This is a genomic window from Marinomonas profundimaris, assembly GCF_000508165.1.
Classification (GTDB): Bacteria; Pseudomonadota; Gammaproteobacteria; order Pseudomonadales; family Marinomonadaceae; genus Marinomonas; species Marinomonas profundimaris.
The window spans coordinates 41,092-58,554 of record NZ_AYOZ01000007.1 but is presented as its reverse complement, the minus strand read 5'-3'; the positions used below and the strand labels follow the sequence as shown (position 1 = coordinate 58,554).

The following is a 17,463-nucleotide window of genomic DNA, read 5'->3' as shown; positions in this document are numbered from 1 at the left end:
CGAAAACGAACCGCTTATAGAAAAGCGTAGGAGCCTTGATGATCCCTTATTCAAAAGATTTTCCAGTGTCATGGGAAGAGTTGCATAGAAATGCGCGTGTTTTGTCTTGGCGATTGCTTGAGCAAGGTCCTTGGAAAGGCATTATTGCGATTACTCGTGGTGGTTTGGTTCCAGCGGCGATTCTGTGTCGTGAAATGGACATTCGATTGATCGACACCATTTGTATTGTGAGCTACGGCGCCGATGAAAAAGGCGATGCTGCGATGAAACAAGGTGAGCTGAGTGTGCTGAAAGGTGTGGAAGGCGACGGCGAAGGTTTTATTTTGGTCGATGATCTTGTGGATACAGGTCGAACTGCGGCAAAAGTGCGTGAAATGCTGCCAAAGGCACACTTCGCGACGATTTATGCAAAGCCAGCCGGTAAACCACTCGTGGATACTTTTATCACGGAAGTGAGCCAAGATACGTGGATTCGCTTCCCTTGGGACATGGAATACACTTTCTCGACACCACTTGCGGATCGTCAGGGAAAATAAGTTTTACTGTCAGCGTATCTCAAGTCACACCCTTACAGAAAAAAACGAGAGGAATTGCAAATTTTCACAAAACTCTCGTTTTTTTTACGCCTTTTTAAGCTAACTTTATCCTCATATTCGTCATAACAAAAACGTTAATAAAAGCGTTACCTTATGATCCACCGTGTCAAAGAAAATAGGATGTTACTATGTGGCAAACGCTAACCCGAATCGCGCTAGTTGGTCTAATGTCGTTTTCAACGATATTACCCGCTTGGGCTGAAAGCACCGTTGCTCGAGCTCAGTTTTCGACCGACGTTATTGATCGGGAACCCATTGATAATATTGGCCCGGTCGTCAAAGTAGAATACGGCGGCATTCAGCGCGTGTATTTTTTTACCGATTTACGTGGCATGTCTGGTAGTCAAGTGATTCACCGTTGGAAATTAGACGGTGAAGAGCAAGCGGACGTTTCCTTTGATATTGGTGGCGATCGCTGGCGTGTTTGGTCTAGTAAACGTTTATTACCAGGCTTTGATGGTAAATGGAGTGTGGATATCGTCCAAGATGGCGCTGTGATGGAAACACACTCATTTGATTATGTTGATGATTATTAACGCGTAAAATACGCGGGAAATAACGCTGTTTTAACAATAAAAGAAGGGTTTATATGCCTCATATACGCGTTAGAGGGTTGGCGTTTGACGAGCTAGAGTCTATTTCTGATATCTTGATTGAAAACCTTGCAGAGATAACGGACACACCGAATTCTCACTTTACACTTGAATACCAAGCGACCACGTACCTTGCTGTGGGTGGCGCTTCTCCAGCGTACCCCTTTTTTGATGTGCTGTGGTTTGATCGAGGAGACGAAGTAAAACGCAAAGTCGCCTTAATCATCGAAGAGTTAGTCAGACCTTTGGTGGACAGCGGGCAAGATATCACCGTTTTGTTTCATGATTTACAAGGCAAGGATTATTACGAGAATGGCGAGCATTTTTAAGCGATCTTTTCTCGACGACTGCGCTTGCTAACACTTTGTTAAAAATAGACTCGTTTTAGCTTCGCTCGTTACATCGAGAAACGATCTCTCATGCTATAAATAATTGTATTATGATTTGTCGGCAGTCTTTTGCATTAACTGTATCCTACCGCTGAAATTCGTAAACGCTTCCAAGATCCATTATCTGTGTCAGTTCATCCAGTGCGTTGCGGCTTTCGATCAGCAGTTGAGGATCCGCAAGATCCGCTTCGTGCAATTCATCGCGATAATGTGCATCGACCCATGTGTTCAAACGTTCAAACAAGACGTCATTCATTAGGGTTGATGGGTTAATCGCTTTTTGTTCTGCGTCGGTTAATGCGACTCGAAGTCGAAGGCAAGCAGGGCCGCCGCCGTTGCTCATGCTTTGTTTTAAATCAAATACTTTCACTTCATTGATGGGCGATTTACCTGCGACTAAGCTGTTCAAATAGGCCCAAACAGCCGAGTTATTTTCACATTCGCCAGGCACCACTAATACCATGTCGTTGTCGCCACGGCTTAATAGTTGGCTGTTGAACAGGTAAGACTGAATGCAATCTTGAACCGATACAGACGCTGTAGGCACTTCAATCAGGTGGAATTCAGATGCTCTGTCTCCCCACGCTGTTAGCAAGTCTTGTTTCATCTTAGCGGTGTCGAGAAATGCTTCTTGATGATAGAAGTGCGCGTTGCGATTCCCCACGGCGATCACGTCGTTGTGAAAAACACCGGCGTCGATAACCGCAGGGTTCTGCTGCGCGTAAACCACTTGATCGGGTGTTAATCCGTGACGACGAGCAACTGCTTGTGATGCTTCTAGTGTATGGCGAGCCGGAAATTTTTCTGGGCGAGGCGCATTCATGTTAAACGCTTCCATACCATAAACAAAAAACTCGATGCCTTTTTCACCATATCCATGGCAAAAACGTGTGTGGTTTGCAGCGCCTTCGTCACCAAAGTGATCAACACTTGGTAAAGCAGAATGATGCGCAAAATGTTTATCGTCTCGGAAAGTAGCTTGTAAAATCGCGCCCGTGGTTTCGTGCTCGATGGAGCGATGAAACTTATTTACGAGGTTTGCCGGTGAAAAGTGAACTCGACCGTCTTGGGTATCACCACTAGGGGAAACCGTTGCGGCGTTGGCTGTCCACATACAAGATGCTGAGCTTACAGCGGCCAGTAACTTTGGTGCTTGTTTGGCAACTTGTTGCAATACCTGAGCGTCCGTTCCGCTGAAACCGAGTTTACGCAGCGATGGAATATGTGGTCGTTCGTGTGGTGCTAATACGCCTTGCACAAAACCCATGTCCGCCAAGGCTTTCATCTTGGTTAAGCCTTGTTTCGCTGCGGCTTTTGGGTTGGATGGGCGCGCTGAATTATTTAACGAAGCGACATTACCAAATGAAAGGCCGCTGTAGTTGTGGGTTGGGCCCACTAAGCCATCAAAATTGGCTTCTGTCGCTGTGTTCATAATTACCTCAATGTTATCGGTTGTAAGACGCTAAAACGATGCTTTGCACTATAGCGTCAAGCCATGCCCCAATTTTTCTGGCATGGTCAAACTGTCTGCTTCAATACTGGATACTGGGTAAGCACAGTAGTCAGCCGCGTAGTAAGCGCTCGCTCTGTGGTTGCCACTTGCACCAGTTCCACCAAATGGTGCGCTGCTTGCTGCCCCTGTTGTTTGACGGTTCCAGTTGATAATGCCAGCACGACTGTGTTGTAAAAACCACTCGTATTCGCTCTTGTCATCGGACAATAATCCCGCAGACAAACCATATTGTGTATTGTTCGCAATGGTCATGGCGTGATCTAAAGAATCATAACGAATCACCGTCAACAGAGGACCGAAGTATTCTTGGTCTGGCAAGGTGTCGAGCATGTTGGTCGCATCGATAATGCCCGGCGTCACAAATCCTGTTTTACTGTCACCACGGGTCATTTCTAACACGGGCGTTGCTCCTAATGAGATCAATTTTTCATAGGCTTGCATCAAGCCGTCAGCGGCTTGAGCGGAAACAATCGGCCCCATAAAAGGTTGTTCTTCGGCATCGAAACGGTCAATTTTGAGTGCCTTTGTGGCGGTAACAAGGGATTGCAAAATAGCATCACCAAGTGGCCCCGTTGGCAGCAGCAAACGACGTGCGCAAGTACAGCGTTGGCCTGCTGAGATAAACGCCGACTGGATGATTTCATGTACAGCGGCGCGTTGATCTGCGATTTTTTCGGATACTAAAAGTGGGTTGTTGCCGCCCATTTCTAATGCCAAGATTTTCCCTGGATGACCGGCAAAATCCTTGTGCAGAATGTGTCCAACTTGTGGGCTGCCAGTGAAGAAAAGGCCATCGATACCTTGATGATTGGCCAAGGCAACGCCTGTGTCACGCTCGCCTTGAATCATGTTTAATACGCCTGCAGGCAAGCCGGCTTTTTCCCACAATTGCAGGATCAAATCGGACGTTGCAGGGGCTTGTTCGCTGGGTTTAAACACAACCGTATTGCCAGCAATCAGCGCTGGGACGATGTGACCGTTTGGCAAATGACCGGGGAAATTGTATGGGCCAAAAACCGCCACAACACCGTGTGGACGGTGGCGTAAGCGGGCCGTAGCACCCGGCATTGGCGTTGTTTTTTCGCCAGTTCTTTCGTGGTAAGCCTGCTTTGAAATGGCGACTTTACCAACCATCGCCGCGGCTTCGGTACGGGTTTCCCAAATTGGCTTGCCGGTTTCGCGGCTGATGACGGTCGCGATGTCTTCGCTGTGTTCTTTTACAAGGGCGGCAAACGCATCGATGATGCTCAGACGCTCCTCCAATGGACGATTTGCCCAAGTTGGGAAAGCGGTACGCGCGGCGTTAATAGCTTGGTCGACTTGATTCGCTGTCGCCGCATTGGCTTGCCATACTAGGCTGGCGTCCGCTGGGTCGATAGAGCGGAATGTTTGGCCTTCGCCTGCTAGCCATTGGCCATTGATGTAATGTAATTGTTTCATGGAGACTCCTTTTCTAAGACCCTTGCTTGTGACACTAGGGCAAGGGTTTTAGGGTGATGATAATGAGTGAATTAGTGTCTTGAATACGGCGACAATTCGACGATTCGTACCGGCTCTTTCGTCGTGATGCAAAGTGCATCGGCTTCTTCTTGCGTTAAGGTTAAGGCGCTGCCTGGTGGTACGGAACGTTGGATCAAAATACAACGGAAGTCAGTAACTTTTGCGTTAGACACTAAGTAATGGCTGCCTTCGCCAACGCCTTTTGGTTGGCCAATATTGGCAAGGCACAAGCGACTGTCGCGAACGGCTCTAATGTCTTGAACACGGGCTTCTAAACTAGGGCCGCCGTCAAAAATATCGACGTAGTTTTCGTAGCGGAAACCTTCTTGTTCCAACAGGCGGCGTGCTGGAACGGTGTTTGTGTGAACGTTACCTAATACGTCACGGGCTGCTTTTGGCAATAAGTTCACGTAAACCGGGTTGTTTGGCATCAATTCGGCAATGAATTGTTTGTTGCCTTGCGCAGTCAGTTCATCGGCTTCTTTAAAGTCGATAGAGAAAAAGTGACGGCCAAGGCTTTCCCATAAAGGAGAGACGCCATTTTCATCGCTCACACCGCGCATTTCTGCGAAGACTTTTTCGGTGAAGCGTTCTGGGAATTGTGCCATGAACATAAAGCGCGCTTTTGAAAGCAGCTGACCGTTTTTAGAATGACGGAAGTCTTCTTCTAAAAATAAGGTGCAAATTTCACTGCAACCAGTGAAGTCGTTGTTCAAAATAAGCGTTGGCACCGCGTTATGAACACCCAGCTCACGTGAGGCGTGTGTGATGGTGCCTAAATGGTAGCTGTAAAAAGGTTCATCTAAACCGACGGCCGCTAAAATGCCGCAAGTACCGACAATTTCACCTGTCGTGCTGTCTTCTAGCACCATTAGGTAGTCTTCATTGGTCGGTTTGGTGACGTTTTCTTTGGAAAAAGAGCGAACTGCGCCATCGATTTTCTTTTGAAGAATGGTTTCATCTGCAACCAGAGAGGTAAAACCCACTCCGGTTTTTTCTGCAAGTCGATAAAGTGACTTCAGGTCATTTTGACAGATTGGGCGTATGACCATCATGATAGTAATCCTCTCGTAGTAATATAATCCGTTTTGAAACGGTACAGAGCGCGTGAACGACAATGGCGTTTATGGCACTCTCTAAAAATGTTGTTTTACAGTTCGACCCACTGAATGCGGTGGCCTGCTGAAATAGCGAGCTGTTCTTGTGTTTCTTTCTCTACGGCCAACCCCGCAACTTGAGGTTCTGCCGGCGCCGCTGTAACGCGAAAATGCTCCAGATGCCCTGCCGATATAAGGTGCATTGCGCCTTTTGATTTTTCGGTCAGAGACAACGCCTTGCCTGTTTTTTGCTGAGTAATGGTGTGAAGACTTTCTGTTCTGGCTTCAATGGTTGGCCCTGCATCGAAAATGTCTACATAGCCTCTAAACTCGAAGCCTTCTTCCAATAAAATGTCTGCGCTTTGGCTGGAATCTTCATGAATGACGCCAATCACATCTTGCGCCGCTTCAGGTAATGTCGGTACATAAATCGGGTAACGAGGCATTAAATCTGCAATAAAATGTTTGTTGCTCACCGCTGAAAGGTAGTCGGCTTTTTGAAAGTCCATGGAAAAAAAGTGCTTTCCAAGAGCATCCCAAAAGGAAGAATAGCCGTGTTTGTCACTTTCACCACGAAGCTCTGCAAACAGACGCTTGGTGAAACGTTCTGGATAACGGGCAATAAAGAGCAATCTGGCTTTAGATAGCAAGGACATGGCAAGCGGGTTTTGATGCGCCTTATCGACGACCAACGCAATAAGTCGACTGGTGCCACTGTAGTCATGGCATAAATACAGGGCAGGAATTCGGTTATGAATTTGCAACTGCGGCGAAGCATGAACCACTTCATCAATGCGATAACTGTAAAAAGGCGCATCGGCTCCGACCATGGCATCGATGCCACAACAACCGACTATTTGTTCATTGCTGGTATCAACCAACACAAACAAGTAGGATTCATCGCCCGGTTGAACGACATCGGTTTGAAGCGATCTACGTGATGACGCAATTTTGTCGTTTAAGCGTTCTCGGTTGGCTGGAAAATTTGTAATGCCTATACCGGCTTGCTGAGCAAGGCGTTCCAGTGCGGGAAGATCTGCAAAATCTACTGGACGTACTAGATACATATACAATTCCTAAAAATTCGTTGTAAGCGTTTATGTGCTAAGTATTATCACTGAGTTCGATAAAGTGCGTAAGAGACACACTTTCTTATTAGCGACAGATTTTTCCGAATATTGGCTAATTGTGGTCGATTTTTTAAAAGTACAGAGGAATAAACCATGAAAACTGGCGTATACCAACATTATAAAGGCGCTGAATATTGGGTTGAGCGTGTGGTAAAACACAGTGAAACAGAAGAAAGTCTGGTTATTTATCAGGCTTTATACGGTGAGTTTGGTTGGTGGGCGAGGCCGTTGAGCATGTTCAAAGAATCGGTTGAGATCGATGGGGAAAGTATCCCGCGTTTCGACTGGGTAAGAGCCGAACGCGACGCAGGATAATGTTGTGTTGGTTTAATCGGGCAAGTGCATCCATGGGGATTCACGCATAAAGAACACAATTTGTTCTCTGAGCCAACGGTGAGCGAGGTCATTATTGAAACGCTCATGCCAAAATATATGAATGGGGTGGCGTCCATTGAAGTCGTCGATTTCCAATACTTGTTTGGGAATGGGGAGAAGCTTGACTGGGTAAAAGTTGGCTTTTTCACACATGACATTGATAAACAGGTCGCCAATAGAGCGGGATGTGACTAAGGCCATTCCGCGCTTTACTGCCTGCATGGCGACCATCAAACTGTCTGTTTCGAGCGTTGGGTTAATTACATAACCTTGTTGCTTCAGTTTTTGCTCTGTTTTGGAAAACGAGCTGCTGCGGTGGCTGCGTAAATGATGCGTCACCACCTTGTGCGAAAGCAGTTCATCGAGGCTGACTTCATCTTTGTGAAAGAGCGGGTGGGCTTCGCTCAATACAATACAGGCTTCCATATAGCCGATAAGCTTGCTACGCACATTGCTGGGCGTGTCGTTTATTCGCATAATGCCCAGATCAACATTGCCCGAAGTCAATTCGTCTAAATGAGTGTCTCCCCATGTACTGATAGACAGTCTCATTGCCGGCGCTTGGTATTGCAGTGACGCTAGGAGCGGCTCGATAAAGTTTTCAAGATCCCCTTCATCGACGCGCAATTTAAAGCGGCGGTCCAGATTTTTTAAATCCAAGGAATTCGGGCTCATCAATTCGGATAATGAGCTCAAAATCGGCTGAATCATATCTTGCAGTTCAGACGCTCTGGCTGTGGGCGTTAACCCATACGCTTGGCGAGTGAACAGTGAATCTTTAAACAACTCTCTGAGTCGCTGTAAACTTTTACTTAATGCAGGCTGCGTAACACCTAGCCGTTCAGCAGCACGCGATACGCTGCCTTCTTCCATGATGGTAACGAAAGCGACGAGTAACTTAATATCCAGTTTTAATACGTCGTCTAAATGCATAATTGTCTCAATAGAATAAAGGGGAAAACAGAGAGTCTTAGCACGCTAAGGTGTTAAGACTCTCTGTGGTACTGCGGCTTACAGATTAATGAAAGTCACGGTATGGGCGGTATTTTACACGGAACAAGAGTGTGTAAAACACTGGTACGGCAATTAACGTCAGTATAGTGGCAAACCCTAAACCGAAAGAAATAACCACGGCCATGCCTTCAAAGAACGCATCAAAAAGCAGAGGGATCATACCCAGTATGGTGGTGATCGCGGCCATACAAACAGGGCGTACACGACTCACGGCTGAGTTGAAAATCGCTTCGTATCTTTCGGTGCCTTGATCAAACTCGTAACTAATTTGATCGGCGAGGACGATACCGTTTTTGACGGTCATGCCTGACAAACTCAAGAAGCCTAACAATGCCATAAAGCTGAACGCGGAGTTCATGACAAGCAAACCGGTAGACACACCAATCAACGCCAATGGCACACAGAACCAAATGGTTAATGGCACACGAATCGAGTTGAATAGTAGAATCGTAATGATGAACATAAACAAATAACCCATAGGCAATGCCTTGAATATATTGGCTTGTGCATCGGTACTGCTTTCGTATTCGCCACCCCATTCTAGGCTATAGCCCGGTGGTAACGTGATGGCTTCAATTGCGCCTTTGGTGCGTCCAAAGATCGCCATTGCGGTTTCATCGCCCAAGATTTTTGGATCGGCCATGACGGTGATGGTACGTTTACGGTCGCGGCGTTCAATGATTGGATCTTCCCATACGGTTTCAAAACCAGATACCAAGGTCGATAGCGTGACATAAGAACCAGACGCTGGGCTGTAAATCTGCAAATCACGGATTTGGTCGATCGACACCCGCTCGCTGGCTGGGGCTTTTCGAACAATCGGAAGAAGATCTGTGCCTTCACGATACAAGCCAATTTGCGAGCCTGTGAAGTTAGTCAGCAGTACATCGTCTAGCTCGGTTTTGCTGATGCCTAAACGTCTCGCTTGTGCGTCATTAAAGATAGGGCGAAGCACCTTAACAGGCTGACGCCAGTTGTCTTTAATATTTTCTAGCCCACCATCTGAGCGATAAATCTCTTGGATTTTCGCGCTGAATTGACGCAACATTTTAGGATCCGGTCCGCTGATGCGTGTTTCAAGTTTCGCACCACTGGCTGGCCCTAACTGTAAACGCTGCAGTTTTACTTCTAACTCTGGGTAGTCTTCCTGCATTTTGAAATAAAGATCTTTCAATAAGTCAGGAATGGCTTCTTTTTCTTTTGTGCGAACAATGAACTGCGCGTAGCTTGAGTTTGCTTGTTCCGCGTTGTACGTCAGCATGAAGCGCAGTGCGCCTTGACCCGTAGTGGATGTCACATATTCAATACGGTCGTCATTCAGTAATTCTTTTTCAATCTCACTGACTTTTTCGTAGGTATCTTCAATGTGAGTGCCTTCAGGCATTTGGATGTCCATGTAGAACATCGGCGTAGTAGAAGGTGGGAAGAAAGCTTGCTTCACAAATTGGAACGCCCAGCCAGAAGTCACCAAACAACCGACCAACAACAGAACGGTGATCCATCTAAAGCGCATGGCTTTGTCTAATAACCATTTGTAGCCAGTGAAAATAAAGCCTTTGTAAGGGTCTTCAAGTTCTGCCACTTCACCGTCGTCATTCGCTTTCGCAATGCTGTCTTTGAAGAACAAGTCACAAAAGAAAGGCGTTAACGTAATGGCCGTGATCCAGCTTAATAAAAGCGAAATCAACAACACATAAAAGAGCGAGCCAACAAATTCACCCACCGCGTCTGGCGACAAACCGATCGGTGCAAACGCCGTAACCGCAATCACGGTCGCGCCCAATAATGGCCATTTTGTTTGTTTCACCACGGCGCTGGCCGCTTGCACTTTTGTCATGCCGCGTTGCAGACCGATCAAAACGCCTTCAGTGACCACAATGGCATTATCAACCAACATTCCCAAGGCAATAATCAAACCACCCAAGGAAATACGTTGTAGGTTAATTTTAAAATAATCCATGACAATAAAGGTGCCAAGAATCGTCAGCAATAGAACGATACCGATCAAGATACCAGAACGAATGCCCATGAAAACCAGCAACACAAGAATCACGATACCAACCGCTTCCACCAAGTTAAGCAGGAAGTTGGAAACGGAGCGGTCCACTTCTTTTGATTGGAAGTAGATCGGGTCCATGCTCAACCCAACAGGTTGTTGGTATTCTAATTCTGCGATTTTTTGTTCGAGCGTCGCACCAATTTTTACAACGTTCACACCAGAAGCAAACGACACACCAAGCAAAAGCGATTTCGCGCCGTTAAAATCCACCATGTGGGTTTTAGGTTCGACGTATTCACGTTTAATTGTTGCAACGTCTTTTAAGCGTATTAAGTTGCCGTCGATTGGCGTACCAACAATCAGGTTTTCAAGTTCAGAAATGTCCTTAAATTCGCCCGTTGGACTAATGCGAATGTATTCGCTGCCGACCTTGACTCGTCCCGCATTAGAGACGCCGTTTTGATTCTGCAATAGCGTTTCGAGTTGGCTTGGCGCAATGCCCATGTTGGCCAGTTTCGAACGGGAAATCTCGATCGTTACTTGCTCGTCTTGCTCGCCAGCCACGGTGACTTTTGCCACGCCGTCTACAAGCACCAGTTCACGCTTCACATAATCGACGTAGTTTTCTAGGTCTTTGTATGGGTAGCCTTCGCCGTGAATTGCCAGCATGACGCCATACACATCACCGAAATCGTCTAATACAATCGGCGTACCGACACCGGACGGAAAGGTGCCTGTGATATCGCGAATTTTCTTACGAACTTCGTCCCAAATTTGTTTGAGTTCTTTGGCGCGATAAGTGTCTTTAATCGTCAGTTGAACCTTCGAATAACCCGCTTTTGACGAAGAAGTAATCTTGTCAACGTACGGCAAATTCTGTAATTCACGTTCGATCGGGTATGTTACTTCTTCTTCTACTTGTTCAGGCGATGCGCCTGGGTAGTAAGTGATGATAAGAGAATCCTTGATGGTAAATTCAGGATCTTCTAATTGGCCAAGGTTGGTAAACGCAATGGTACCGCCGATCAATAAGATCAGTGTCAGCATCCAACTCGTGACTTTCCGGTTAATAAAATAGGCAGCAATATCCATTATAAGCCTCGCTCACGTGTCCAAGGGCGAACTTGCATCGCGTCGGTCAAGCTGTGAACGCCAGCCGCAACAATCTGATCCCCTGACGCCAAGCCAGATTTGATTTCAATCAAATTGCCTTGCAGTGACCCTAATTCAACCGAACGAGATTCGACTCGTTTGGTGCTTTTATTGAAGACCCAAACCGTGCTGTTTGATTTTCCAGTACTGGTGTCTTCATGGCGAAGCACTGCTTCAACTGGAATCACAACGTGTTTTTGCACGCCCAAAAGGGAATTAAGGTTGATGTCAATGTTCGCAGTCATGCCTGGCAATAAGGTATGAGATTGCGCGTCTTTTCTGATTAAGTGCAAAATCACATCATACGCCATTGTCGTTTCGTTTGGCGTTGTGTTGTGTTCTTTGTAAGTGCCGTAAAGCGCTTCATCGGGCGCAACATCAACGATGACTCTCGGCATGTAATCTGATTGCGTGCTTTTGATGCTAACCACTAGGCTTTCAGGCACTTGGAATTCAACGTCAAGATTGTCGATGTCTTGAATGTGCATAAGTGTCTGGGTCGCACTGACGTATTGGAAGTTTTCGGTTGCGACGGAAGAGATAACACCAGTGAACGGAGCGTAAACCTTGGTGTATTTAAGCTGATTTCTGGCCGTTTGCAACGCGTTGTTCGCTTGATCCAACGTGGCTTTTGTTGAATCGTATTGAGATTTCGTTGTCGCGTTTTGCTTCAACATGGTTTGAATACGTTTGAATTGCGCTTCCGCAAGGCGTTGGTTGGCTTCCGCCAGTTCAACTTGCAAGGTGAAATCGGTTGGGTCCAAGGACGCAAGAATATCGCCTTTGTTTACACGTTGTCCTGCAACCACGTGAAGCACTTTTAGTTGTCCACCCACACGAAACGCTAAGTCGGCTTCTTTGCTGGCTTTTAGTTCTGCAGGGAAGCGACGAATGTTGATGGCGTCCGTTGAATCGATCGTGATGAGTTTGACGGGTCGAATGATTTCTTTCTCTACAGAGACTTCAGCTTCATCTGACGAGCAGCCTGTTAGTAATAATGTAGCGGCAATTGTGGCGCCAGCTAGCATATTTATACGCTTTACGCGGTTCATTGATTACTCCGTAAATAATTTGAAAATAATTAGATGAAAGTATTTTATATCTCTTACCTAAGGATATGAATTTTTAAATATATATTAAAGATATGCTATTTGTGACTATCTCTTCTTGTTGTGGTCTTATTTTTAACATAGTTGTTATATTTACGGATCGAGTGTTGTTTGATTACTGTGTTTTTTCCAGTTCTTTTAAGAAGGTTTCTAAAATAAGATTGGCTCGCGCCCCTTTTCTAGTAATAGCGGAAAACTGAGTAATGTAACGACATTCATTCGGAAGAATTGCGCGCATTCGTCTATCTCGTATCCAATGTTCGGCAACATGATCGGGTAAAAAACCAATGTAGCGTCCGGTTAATATCAAAAAAGCGATGCCTTCTCGGTCGGTTGCGGTCGCACTCGCGGTTAAGGGTTGGTGCTGGGTTTTTATATCTGGTGTTTGTGCATACGCCGGTAGAACGGCATCAAACTCTTTGAGTTTGGCTTTGGTGATTTTTTTGTCATCCAGAGAAAACAAAGGGTGAGTGTCGCTGCAGTAGAGCTTGGACTCTTCTTGGTACAAATGGTGATATTCCAAACCGCTAAGAATCTTAAGATCCGGCACAATGCCGATTTGCAGTCCGCCATCTAAAACGCCTCTTTCTACATCGTTGGGTGGCGTCATTCTAATATTAATGGTGACTTGTGGTCCTTTGTCCTTCAAACCCGCTAATGCTCTGGTGATCCGAGTGTGAGGCAGTGTGACCAAATTGTCGGTAATGCCAATGTTGAACTCGCCTTTTAAATGCTGATGAAGCGCATTGATGTGCGTGCGAAAGTCTTCGATAGAAGACAGCAGTTGCAATGTGTAGTCATACACTTGGCTGCCTTCATTCGTTAATGAAAACCCAGATCGACCACGCTGACAAAGCCGAAATCCGAGGCGCGTTTCTAAATCTGAAATAGCAATACTAATCGCGGCTCGGCTAATGTTGAGCTCGACTTCTGCCGCGGAAAAACCACCGCATTCCACAACCGTTTTAAAAATACGCAAAATCCTAAGATCTGCATCGCTTACCTGACTTTTGAACTTCTTCATGGTTGGTCCTAATTAATAATAGACACAACAAGGTTATGCCATTGTTTACTGTGTCTGTGGTGGAGGATTCTTAATGATTTGTTTTTAGTTAAGTAAAAGATTAACTAAGCGTTAATAGATTCATCTTTTTATAATCTATTCCTCTTGGCATAGTAGTGTCAATGCGCAGTCGGTATTGTCGCCGAATCGGTCACCTCAACGTCGGTTGAGAAAATGATTTGGCCTAATGATTTAACTTAATAAATAGGGAACGCTCATGGAAATCATCGGACATTTGATCGACGGTAAACATTCACAGCAAGCCGCGCGTACTCAAGATGTGTTTAATCCCGCGACGGGAGAAGTGGCGAAGCAAGTGGCGATTGCCTCAAAAGAAACCGTAGAAGAGGCCATTTCAGCAGCGCAAGCCGCGTATCCAGAATGGCGAAATACGCCGGCATTAAAGCGCGCGCGTGTCATGTTTAATTACAAAGCATTATTGGAAAAACATTCAGATAAAATTTGTGAATTGATTGGCGCAGAGCACGGGAAAATTTGCCATGACGCTGCAGGCGAATTGCAACGTGGTATTGAAAATGTCGAATACGCGTGTGGCGCACCAGAACTATTAAAAGGCGAGTACAGCAAAAACGTTGGACCAAATATCGATTCGTGGAGCGAATTCCAACCGCTCGGTGTCGTGGCGGGCATTACGCCATTTAATTTCCCTGCCATGGTGCCGTTGTGGATGTTCCCAATGGCGATTGTGTGTGGCAACACGTTCATCTTGAAACCCTCAGAACGAGATCCGAGCACGGCGTTGTTTATCGCCGAACTATTGCATGAAGCCGGTTTGCCAGCGGGCGTTTTTAACGTGGTAAATGGCGATAAAGTCGCGGTTGATACCTTATTGGAAGACAAACGCGTCAAAGCCGTGAGCTTTGTTGGCTCCACGCCCATTGCGGAATACATTTATAGCAAAGCCAGTGCGAATGGCAAACGTTGTCAGGCATTAGGTGGCGCGAAAAACCACGCGATTGTGATGCCAGATGCCGACATGGATAACGTTGTCAGCCAGTTACTGGGCGCGGCATTTGGTTCCTCCGGTGAACGCTGTATGGCGCTGTCGGTAGCGGTTGCAGTGGGTAAAGCCGCTGGCGATGCGCTTGTCGGTAAAATGGCGGAAGCGATGAAGCCACTGAAAGTTGGTGAATGCTCAGACAAAACCAATGATTTTGGCCCTGTTATCACCAAAGAACACAAAGAAAAAGTGGTCGGCTTTATCAACAGTGCGGAATCACAAGGCGCAACGATTGTCGTCGATGGTCGTCATCCGAACGTCTCTGGTTATGAAAAAGGCTTTTTCGTGGGAGCCACACTGATTGATGGTGTTACGAAAGAGATGGAAAGCTATCAACAAGAGATTTTCGGTCCCGTTCTGCAAGTGGTTCGCGTGGATACCATGGAAGAGGCCATGACACTGATCAACGATCATGAATACGGCAACGGAACCTGTATTTTTACGCGCGATGGTGAAGCCGCGCGTTACTTCTCAGATCATATTGAAGTCGGCATGGTTGGTATTAATGTGCCTTTGCCGGTGCCCGTGGCGTATCACAGCTTTGGTGGCTGGAAACGGTCATTGTTTGGGGATTTGCATGCGTATGGCCCAGATGCGGTACGTTTTTACACCAAACGCAAAACCATTACCCAGCGCTGGCCATCGGCGGGCGTTCGAGAAGGAAAGAGTTTTTCTTTCCCGTCTTAGCGGGATGTAAATCGTTATCCCAGGCATTTCTATTTAGGTTGTTAGAAGTGTTTTTAATGGTCGCTTACCACTTGGTAGCGACCATTTTTTTTCGCTTGATAGAGAGCGGTATCGACACGCTGTAACGCGGCTTCCGAGGATTCGTTATTTTTTACTTGAACCAGACCAAAGCTACAACTAATAGAGTTGTCCCAGTTTTCTAGCACAACATGATTTGGCATGTCGTGGCAGATTTTTTCGATACGTTGCTGTATTTGGTTCAGTTCAACGTTCGGGAAAATGAACAAAAATTCTTCTCCACCCCAGCGGATAGATATGTCGGTTTCACGCATGGATTGAGATAGGTAGTTGGATATCTTGATCAGTGCTTCGTCGCCTTTGTTGTGCCCCAGTTGGTCGTTTACTCGCTTGAAAAAATCCACATCGACTAAACTGATGCAAAAAGGTGCTCCATTTTTTCCTTTTTGATTAACGTAATAGTTCAGTGCTTCAAGCCCAAAGCGTCGATTAAAGAGTTGCGTTAATTCGTCTTTTTCTGCAAGTTTTGCCATTAAAAAGTATTGGCGTGAATAGATTGAACGAGAAAACGCCGCGGTGATAAGGAAGGGAATGCTGGCACCCGCTAAATTGAGTAGAAACAGAGTGGAGTATGATGACTCTGATATATCCACGTGTGTTCGGCAAAATAGAGACAGTAATGTAAACGTGGTTAAATGGGCAAAGGCAAGGATGCTAGACCACGCTATATTGAGCGAAGGAATTGCCATAATGAGCAATGCCATTGGCCAAAGATAATACTGAAACCCTGCATCCGCACCCAATATACTGGTGGAAAATAGAGCATGGCCAAATACTTCTACACTCATGATGAAAATAGAAATGTCATGGCGTCGAATGCGATTAAACCAAAATGTCAGTAGCCATGCTGAGACACTTAAGGTATTAATCCAAGCAAGTGTTGTTTGCTCAAGATAGAAAAAAAGGAAGATAAAAATACAGTGGGCAATGGCGCCTGTACTGGACGCGATATTGAAAATGTAAGACGTTTGTTGAAGGCTATTGAAAACGTGATTGGACGTGTATGAAGTAGGTTGTTTTAATTGGCTATTGTCTAACACGGTCGATGCAATCCTTGACTGGTTGAATATATATAATAGGTTAAGAGTGGATAAAATGGGTTGTCGCCAAGGTGCAGGTTAAACACTATGAAATAAAATGCACTCAAACTCTGAGAAACGAACGTTCTTCTTTAAACTACCGGACGTAATATGGAAAAGAAAAAATGCAATGTGGCACCATTATCAAGATTTTCATGTTTAATCATAGCGATATTTTTAACTGCTTGTTCAGGAATGGTAGAAACCAAAAAAGCCGAAGCCGAAGCGTCGGAAGACTTAGTTGTTGATGTAGAGGGAAATTCTGCTTATTTGTCTGGTGTTTTAGGTAGCGATCTCGTTCAACAATTAAGCGATATAGTGCGTAAAAATCCGAACGTCACAGATTTAGTCTTGGTGGATGTTCCAGGCTCGACCGATCAGCAAGCGACGATGGATGGCGCACGTTTGATTCGCCGATTAGGACTAAATACGCGGATCGCGCCGACAGGCTATGTGCTTTCTGGCGGTGTTGACCTATTCTTAGGAGGAGCCGAAAGAACCATTGGCGCGGGTGCGGGCGTTGGAGTACATGCTTGGTCTGATGGCTCAAGAATGAAAGCGGTTAATAATAACGTCGCCGAGTCCGTTCATGCTTCGTATGTGAACTTTTATCTGGAAATGGGCGTGCCAGACCGTTTTTACTGGTTCTCGCTGGATGCGGCGCCCGCCGATAGAGTGTACTTTTTATCACCCGAAGAGGTGTACGATTACCAACTCGCGACACAATAAAATGTATTGTGATGCGTTCAAAAATAAAACAAACAAAAGCGAGGGACGATGGAACAAATTGAATTGTTCGCCATAGAAAGCCCTTGCCGAGGCGTGTGTGAAAACAGTGCGAAGGGCTTTTGCAAAGGCTGTTTACGCAGTCGAGAAGAGCGCTTCCATTGGTTTTCATTGTCCAATGAAGCGCGTCATCAAGTATTGGATCTGTGTAAACAGCGTCGAGTGCGTTTATTAAAAGCCCGTCAAGAGCGCCTAGAAGCAGACTCTGCGAGAGCGCTTCCCTACGGAATGGAAGACGAACTCATGACAGATTTGTTTGAATTAACCAATGACTAATACGCC

Annotated in this window: 16 protein-coding genes; 7 read left to right on the top strand and 9 right to left on the bottom strand. The window is 46.0% G+C overall.

The features are described from left to right. Positions 1-38 precede the first annotated feature (38 nt). The 3 genes from gpt to D104_RS24505 all read left to right on the top strand — a co-directional run bounded on the left by gpt (position 39) and on the right by D104_RS24505 (position 1,518). A complete protein-coding gene (gene gpt, locus D104_RS24515) occupies positions 39-536 on the top strand; it encodes a xanthine phosphoribosyltransferase (RefSeq protein WP_024023289.1) in 498 nt (165 codons plus the stop codon). Positions 537-724: 188 nt separating this feature from the next. Further along, on the top strand, positions 725-1,132 hold the full coding sequence (locus tag D104_RS24510; RefSeq protein ID WP_024023288.1) for a DUF2914 domain-containing protein: 408 nt from the start codon (positions 725-727) through the stop codon (positions 1,130-1,132). A gap of 53 nt (positions 1,133-1,185) precedes the next feature. Further along, positions 1,186-1,518 carry a DUF1904 family protein gene (locus D104_RS24505; protein WP_024023287.1) on the top strand — a complete coding sequence of 111 codons (333 nt, stop codon included), beginning with the start codon at positions 1,186-1,188 and terminating at the stop codon, positions 1,516-1,518. Positions 1,519-1,663: 145 nt separating this feature from the next. On the opposite strand, the gene astB is transcribed toward D104_RS24505, so the two are convergent. From astB to D104_RS24485, 4 genes are all read right to left on the bottom strand, one after another. Next, entirely contained in the window at positions 1,664-3,010 is a 1,347-nt protein-coding gene (gene astB, locus D104_RS24500) for an N-succinylarginine dihydrolase (protein WP_024023286.1), read from the bottom strand. A gap of 48 nt (positions 3,011-3,058) precedes the next feature. After that, positions 3,059-4,531, bottom strand: coding sequence for a succinylglutamate-semialdehyde dehydrogenase (gene astD, locus D104_RS24495; RefSeq protein ID WP_024023285.1), 1,473 nt, complete (start codon positions 4,529-4,531; stop codon positions 3,059-3,061). A 71-nt stretch (positions 4,532-4,602) separates the two neighbouring features. After that, positions 4,603-5,646 carry an arginine N-succinyltransferase gene (astA, locus tag D104_RS24490; RefSeq protein WP_024023284.1) on the bottom strand — a complete coding sequence of 348 codons (1,044 nt, stop codon included), beginning with the start codon at positions 5,644-5,646 and terminating at the stop codon, positions 4,603-4,605. A 95-nt stretch (positions 5,647-5,741) separates the two neighbouring features. Next, on the bottom strand, positions 5,742-6,755 hold the full coding sequence (locus tag D104_RS24485) for an arginine N-succinyltransferase (protein ID WP_024023283.1): 1,014 nt from the start codon (positions 6,753-6,755) through the stop codon (positions 5,742-5,744). 156 nt (positions 6,756-6,911) lie between these two features. On the opposite strand from D104_RS24485, the gene D104_RS24480 reads away from it, so the two are divergent. Beyond that, positions 6,912-7,133, top strand: a complete 222-nt coding sequence (locus tag D104_RS24480; protein ID WP_024023282.1) for a DUF1653 domain-containing protein — start codon at positions 6,912-6,914, stop codon at positions 7,131-7,133. 12 nt (positions 7,134-7,145) lie between these two features. Here the strand turns inward: D104_RS24480 and D104_RS24475 are convergent, their stop codons facing one another. The 4 genes from D104_RS24475 to D104_RS24460 all read right to left on the bottom strand — a co-directional run bounded on the left by D104_RS24475 (position 7,146) and on the right by D104_RS24460 (position 13,491). Then, complete coding sequence (locus D104_RS24475) at positions 7,146-8,126, bottom strand: LysR family transcriptional regulator (protein WP_024023281.1); 981 nt, start codon at positions 8,124-8,126, stop codon at positions 7,146-7,148. Positions 8,127-8,211: 85 nt separating this feature from the next. Continuing rightward, complete coding sequence (locus tag D104_RS24470) at positions 8,212-11,298, bottom strand: efflux RND transporter permease subunit (protein WP_024023280.1); 3,087 nt, start codon at positions 11,296-11,298, stop codon at positions 8,212-8,214. Beyond that, entirely contained in the window at positions 11,298-12,410 is a 1,113-nt protein-coding gene (locus tag D104_RS24465; protein WP_024023279.1) for an efflux RND transporter periplasmic adaptor subunit, read from the bottom strand. The genes D104_RS24470 and D104_RS24465 overlap by 1 nt, the downstream gene beginning before the upstream one ends. 172 nt (positions 12,411-12,582) lie before the next feature. After that, positions 12,583-13,491: a LysR family transcriptional regulator gene (locus tag D104_RS24460; protein WP_024023278.1), complete on the bottom strand. Its 909-nt coding sequence runs from the start codon at positions 13,489-13,491 to the stop codon at positions 12,583-12,585. A gap of 256 nt (positions 13,492-13,747) precedes the next feature. Between D104_RS24460 and D104_RS24455 the strand changes: the two genes are divergently transcribed. Continuing rightward, complete coding sequence (locus D104_RS24455; RefSeq protein WP_024023277.1) at positions 13,748-15,238, top strand: CoA-acylating methylmalonate-semialdehyde dehydrogenase; 1,491 nt, start codon at positions 13,748-13,750, stop codon at positions 15,236-15,238. Between the two features lie 53 nt (positions 15,239-15,291). Here D104_RS24455 and D104_RS24450 read toward each other — a convergent pair whose 3' ends face one another. Beyond that, a complete protein-coding gene (locus D104_RS24450) occupies positions 15,292-16,356 on the bottom strand; it encodes a GGDEF domain-containing protein (protein ID WP_024023276.1) in 1,065 nt (354 codons plus the stop codon). Positions 16,357-16,590: 234 nt separating this feature from the next. Here D104_RS24450 and D104_RS24445 point away from each other — a divergent pair, with 234 nt between their 5' ends. Continuing rightward, positions 16,591-17,124, top strand: coding sequence for a COG3904 family protein (locus D104_RS24445; RefSeq protein ID WP_235075902.1), 534 nt, complete (start codon positions 16,591-16,593; stop codon positions 17,122-17,124). A 48-nt stretch (positions 17,125-17,172) separates the two neighbouring features. Next, positions 17,173-17,457: a DUF1289 domain-containing protein gene (locus D104_RS24440; protein WP_024023274.1), complete on the top strand. Its 285-nt coding sequence runs from the start codon at positions 17,173-17,175 to the stop codon at positions 17,455-17,457. The last annotated feature ends 6 nt before the right edge of the window (positions 17,458-17,463 follow it).

Bases quoted from the DNA above. Each gene is read 5' to 3' on its own strand.
- D104_RS24510 (WP_024023288.1), top strand. From the start codon at position 725: ATGTGGCAAACGCTAACCCGAATCGCGCTAGTTGGTCTAATGTCGTTT.
- D104_RS24440 (WP_024023274.1), top strand. From the start codon at position 17,173: ATGGAACAAATTGAATTGTTCGCCATAGAAAGCCCTTGCCGAGGCGTG.
- gpt (WP_024023289.1), top strand. From the start codon at position 39: ATGATCCCTTATTCAAAAGATTTTCCAGTGTCATGGGAAGAGTTGCAT.
- D104_RS24455 (WP_024023277.1), top strand. From the start codon at position 13,748: ATGGAAATCATCGGACATTTGATCGACGGTAAACATTCACAGCAAGCC.
- astA (WP_024023284.1), bottom strand. From the start codon at position 5,646: ATGATGGTCATACGCCCAATCTGTCAAAATGACCTGAAGTCACTTTAT.
- D104_RS24505 (WP_024023287.1), top strand. From the start codon at position 1,186: ATGCCTCATATACGCGTTAGAGGGTTGGCGTTTGACGAGCTAGAGTCT.
- D104_RS24460 (WP_024023278.1), bottom strand. From the start codon at position 13,491: ATGAAGAAGTTCAAAAGTCAGGTAAGCGATGCAGATCTTAGGATTTTG.
- D104_RS24470 (WP_024023280.1), bottom strand. From the start codon at position 11,298: ATGGATATTGCTGCCTATTTTATTAACCGGAAAGTCACGAGTTGGATG.
- D104_RS24445 (WP_235075902.1), top strand. From the start codon at position 16,591: ATGGTAGAAACCAAAAAAGCCGAAGCCGAAGCGTCGGAAGACTTAGTT.
- astD (WP_024023285.1), bottom strand. From the start codon at position 4,531: ATGAAACAATTACATTACATCAATGGCCAATGGCTAGCAGGCGAAGGC.
- D104_RS24465 (WP_024023279.1), bottom strand. From the start codon at position 12,410: ATGAACCGCGTAAAGCGTATAAATATGCTAGCTGGCGCCACAATTGCC.
- D104_RS24485 (WP_024023283.1), bottom strand. From the start codon at position 6,755: ATGTATCTAGTACGTCCAGTAGATTTTGCAGATCTTCCCGCACTGGAA.
- D104_RS24475 (WP_024023281.1), bottom strand. From the start codon at position 8,126: ATGCATTTAGACGACGTATTAAAACTGGATATTAAGTTACTCGTCGCT.
- astB (WP_024023286.1), bottom strand. From the start codon at position 3,010: ATGAACACAGCGACAGAAGCCAATTTTGATGGCTTAGTGGGCCCAACC.
- D104_RS24480 (WP_024023282.1), top strand. From the start codon at position 6,912: ATGAAAACTGGCGTATACCAACATTATAAAGGCGCTGAATATTGGGTT.